At 42.0% G+C, this 4,378-nt stretch carries 4 protein-coding genes and 1 tRNA gene; 2 read left to right on the plus strand and 3 right to left on the minus strand.

Annotated features, from left to right (window positions below):
- The coding region (locus OCV96_RS19185) for a tyrosine-type recombinase/integrase (RefSeq protein WP_262595206.1) at positions 1–1,230 on the plus strand (1,230 nt) is incomplete at its 5' end.
- A 664-nt stretch (positions 1,231–1,894) separates the two neighbouring features.
- Here the strand turns inward: OCV96_RS19185 and OCV96_RS19190 are convergent.
- The 3 genes from OCV96_RS19190 to OCV96_RS19200 all read right to left on the minus strand — a co-directional run bounded on the left by OCV96_RS19190 (position 1,895) and on the right by OCV96_RS19200 (position 4,063).
- Positions 1,895–2,512, minus strand: coding sequence for a Fic/DOC family protein (locus OCV96_RS19190; RefSeq protein ID WP_262595207.1), 618 nt, complete (start codon positions 2,510–2,512; stop codon positions 1,895–1,897).
- A complete protein-coding gene (locus OCV96_RS19195) occupies positions 2,493–2,681 on the minus strand; it encodes a hypothetical protein (RefSeq protein ID WP_055062346.1) in 189 nt (62 codons plus the stop codon). The genes OCV96_RS19190 and OCV96_RS19195 overlap by 20 nt, the downstream gene beginning before the upstream one ends.
- Positions 2,682–2,860: 179 nt before the next feature.
- Positions 2,861–4,063, minus strand: coding sequence for a class I SAM-dependent rRNA methyltransferase (locus OCV96_RS19200; protein WP_118552383.1), 1,203 nt, complete (start codon positions 4,061–4,063; stop codon positions 2,861–2,863).
- A gap of 129 nt (positions 4,064–4,192) precedes the next feature.
- Between OCV96_RS19200 and OCV96_RS19205 the strand changes: the two genes are divergently transcribed.
- Positions 4,193–4,266: transfer RNA gene (locus OCV96_RS19205), tRNA-Pro, on the plus strand.
- The last annotated feature ends 112 nt before the right edge of the window (positions 4,267–4,378 follow it).

The following is a 4,378-nucleotide window of genomic DNA, read 5'->3' on the forward strand; positions in this document are numbered from 1 at the left end:
AGCGGCAATCTGGTTCAGAAAGAATACGCTGGAACAGAAAGTAAAAGTGAAACGGAAAAACTGCTCCGTCAGGCAATGGATGATTACGAAAGCAAGAAATTTGTCGCAAAGACAGATAATCTTACTGTAGGAGAACTTCTTGATATGTGGGCGGAAGAAGAACTGAAAGTCGGAACACTCAGCAATGGTACAGTGGAAAATTATCTTGGTGCAATCCGTTGTATCAAGAAACATCCGATTGCAGAACGCAAATTAAAAACCGTTACTGCTGAACATTTACAGGCATTTCTCGATCTGCTTACATTCGGTGGGGAATTTCCAGATGGAAAAGTGAGAAAAGGATACAGTAAAGATTACATCCATTCCTTTTCAGCAGTATTACAACAGGCTTTCCGGTTTGCAGTATTTCCAAAACAGTTGATTACTTTTAATCCTATGCAGTATATTAAGCTGAAAAAACAGGCAGAGGATGTGGATTTATTCTCAGATGATGAGGTAGAAGAAGGCATACAGCCTATTTCCCATGAAGATTATGAGAGACTGATAGAATACCTCAAAGTAAAGAATCCACCTGCAATCCTGCCAATCCAGATCGCATACTATGCGGGACTTCGTATCGGTGAAGTTTGCGGATTGACATGGCAGGACATCAATCTTGAAGAACAATGCCTGACCATTAAAAGAAGTATCCGCTATGATGGCACAAAACATAAAAACATCATCGGACCGACCAAGCGAAAGAAAGTAAGGATTGTTGATTTTGGCGATACTCTGACTGAAATACTGAAAACCGCCAGAAAAAAACAGCTTAAAAGCCGGATGCAGTATGGTGAACTTTACCACCGCAATTTCTACAAGGAAGCACAGGACAAAAACAGAGTGTATTATGAATATTATCATCTGGACGGAACCGAAGAAATCCCGGTAGATTACAAGGAAATCTCCTTTGTCTGCCTGAGACCGGACGGATGTCTGGAACTGCCAAGCACACTCAGCATTGCCTGCCGATCAGTTGCAAAAAGGCTGGACGGATTTGAGAATTTCCATTTCCACCAGTTGCGACACACCTACACAAGCAACCTCCTCTCAAACGGAGCTGCCCCAAAAGATGTGCAGGAACTGTTAGGGCACTCTGATGTCAGTACCACAATGAATGTCTACGCCCACTCTACAAGAAAGGCAAAGCGGAACTCCGCCAGACTTCTTGATAAAGTGGCAGGCAACGACTAAATAAAAAATTCCCTTATTTCCCTTGCTGATTCCGCATAAGGTCAAAAATAAGGGAAAATACATATCATTTCACTATTTAAGGGGCTGGAAAGCCCGTAAAATAAGGAAAGTTCAAGAAATCTCTCCACAAACTTCGATTTGTTGATTTCTTATAAAATATCATACTTCACTCTCCATTACAATAATTGTACTATTTTCCACCTTTTCTACACCATAGCAACATGCTTCCTTGTAGCCCACATATAAATCAATAATCATAAAAAGTCTCATACTACACCTTTACTTCAACAACTTTTGTACATATCATGAATCCTTAAATAATTCATGCTGCATCCCCGGAATACCGAATGCCAGACAGTTCTGCTCGTGTACGCCAGTACATACGTATGTATTGGCTATCACTTATGTTGTTGTATAGCTTATTCCATCAAATCCCCCCTTTCCATGGCATAAAAAAAGCAACCGGAACATCTCTGTTTCGATTGCCATGATAATCTTACTACAACCACAATAAAAATAAAAGTGACTATATATTAGTTTTTTACTAGTTTTATACGTAAATTTGTTAGTTCCTCGTTAGTACGCTGTTAGTCTATCGTTAGCCTATGGTCAGTTCAAAGATCAGTTTTTACACTCAAAGCGGAACGTACATTCTTCTCTAAAACTATTTTTCAACAAGGCAATTACTAATAAGTTTTTCCAGCATATCGTTGCTGGCATTTGCCGATCTGACACTGGCGGCTATCATCTCTTCTTTTGAAACATCGGTAAAATCAATTTCAAATCTACCATTGTTCAAGCATAACTGCTCAATGTATATTCTCTGAGTCCTTCCATTACCTTCTCTAAACGGATGGATCATATTAATCTCACCCAGGTAATAGGCTAGTCTCTCGCTCATTTCTTCCTTATCGGTTATGTCAGCTAAGAAATTTTCCTTTTTCAGCTTACGATACAAATCATCAAACTGGCTTTCGATAAACTGCACCAAACAGAAAACGGTTCCTTTGGAAATATCAACCGTTCTCGTCTTGCCCGCCCAAGAGTATACATCACTGAATAAATGCCTATGTATAGAACAAAGATGCTTAAAAGAGAAATCTCCAGTAACGCCTTGACCTACAAGTTCTGCCTGACGCACCGCTGAATAATCTCTTTCAGCCTCATGCAATGTATCTAAATCTCTTATATCCAGTTTATTCTTTAATACATTTGTTCCCGGATAACAGTACTTGGCATCCTGTTCATCCTCATAGAAATAATCATACTCTTGATCCTTCAACCTGCTTCTTGGATACTCTGTATTTCTTATTTAATTCTGAAATTGCATCTGTAGCAGAAACTTTCTTGGTTAAGACATTTCTTACTCTTTGACGACATTCTGCATCAAATGGCATGCTTTCCATTTTGAAACTGGATTCAATACTGCTTACCCTTCTATCAACTGTCATACGCGTATCCTTTCCCCTTTCCCTTTCACAGAAAGGTATTTGTTCTTCTATAGTATACCACAAAACGCTACATCTATACTACAAATTTCCGTATTATGAAGAGCGAACATAGTTTGCAAGCTTATCACCAAACACGTTCGAGCCCTTGTAAATCAAGCATTTCCGCCACTTTCAGCCACTTACTTTTCATCCACCACCTGAAAAATGTAGAACTTGAGGTAATAACTCTCGTCCGCTGCCCACAGGATCGGATGATCCGGGCCCTGTGTCTTGAATTCTACCTGGCGGAGACGCTTATGCGCACCATGAGAAGCCTCCCGGATTGTTTTGGCGAAAAGCTCAGGATCCATGAAATGGGAGCAGGAACAAGTTACCAGGAATCCGCCATCCTTCACCAGTTTTAAGCCCCTAAGATTGATCTCACGATATCCTTTTACGGCATTTTTGATGGAATTGCGGGACTTGGTAAATGCGGGCGGATCCAGGATCACCACATCATATTTCTCACCCTGTGCTTCCAGTTCCGGCAATAACTCGAAGACATCTGCACATCGGAAGCTTACCGTATTTTCCAGTCCGTTCAGCTTCGCATTTTCCGTTGCCTGATCCACAGCCAGCTGGGAAGCATCCACACCCAGAACACTCTTCGCTCCGGCAATTCCCGCGTTCAATGCAAAGGAGCCGGTGTGTGTGAAGCAGTCCAGCACCTTTTTATCCTTACAGAAACGATGAATGGCGGCACGGTTATTCTTCTGATCCAGGAAAAATCCGGTCTTCTGTCCGTCCTCTACATCCACCATGTAATGCACACCGTTCTCCACAATCTCTACTTTCGTGTCAAACGGTTCGCCGATGAAGCCCTTGTAACGCTCCATACCCTCCTGTAAGCGTACCTTGGCATCACTCCGCTCGTAGACACCGCGGATCACAATGCCATCCTCCGCCAGTACTTTCTTCAAAGCATCAATGATCACAAGCTTCCACTTATCGATTCCCAATGCCAGAGATTCCACCACCAGTACATCCGAGAATTTATCAATGACAATACCCGGCAGGAAATCCGCCTCTCCGAAGATCAGACGGCAGCTGGAGGTATCGATGGTCTCCTTGCGGTAATTCCAGGCATCCCGTACCCTCTGCTCGAAAAATGCCTCGTCGATCACCGTATCCTTCCTGCGCGCCAGCAGACGGAGCGTAATCTTGGAATTGGTATTGATATAACCGTATCCCATGAAATAGCCGTCAAAATCATGAATGTTTACAATGTCGCCATTCTCAAACGTCCCCAGAATGGATGCGATCTCATTATCGAATACCCACATTCCTCCGGCTTTCAGTGTTCTGCCCTCTCCTTTTTTCAATGTTACCGTTGTATTGTACATAGAATTTCCTCTCTTAATTTCGTGGTTTTATCGTTTTTGCAACTTTTTCTTCTATCATATTCGTTTTTTGCTTGACAATCAATGGGTTTTTATTTATTATTTTAATGTTGACGCAATTAATGTTCACATCGTCGCGTGGCTCAGTTTGGTAGAGCGCTGCGTTCGGGACGCAGAGGTCGCAAGTTCGAATCTTGTCGCGACGACTAAAAATAGGTTCTCACATTTGTGAGAACCTCAGACTGTAGACAAAACGCTTTTGGTCAGCACTCCAGAAGCGTTTTTCTTGTTTTGGGTTCAAAAAGTGTGTACTTGATC

This window comes from Waltera acetigignens, assembly GCF_025567015.1.
Classification (GTDB): domain Bacteria; phylum Bacillota; class Clostridia; order Lachnospirales; family Lachnospiraceae; genus Acetatifactor; species Acetatifactor acetigignens.

Bases quoted from the DNA above. Each gene is read 5' to 3' on its own strand.
- OCV96_RS19195 (WP_055062346.1), bottom strand. From the start codon at position 2,681: ATGACAGTTGATAGAAGGGTAAGCAGTATTGAATCCAGTTTCAAAATG.
- OCV96_RS19200 (WP_118552383.1), bottom strand. From the start codon at position 4,063: ATGTACAATACAACGGTAACATTGAAAAAAGGAGAGGGCAGAACACTG.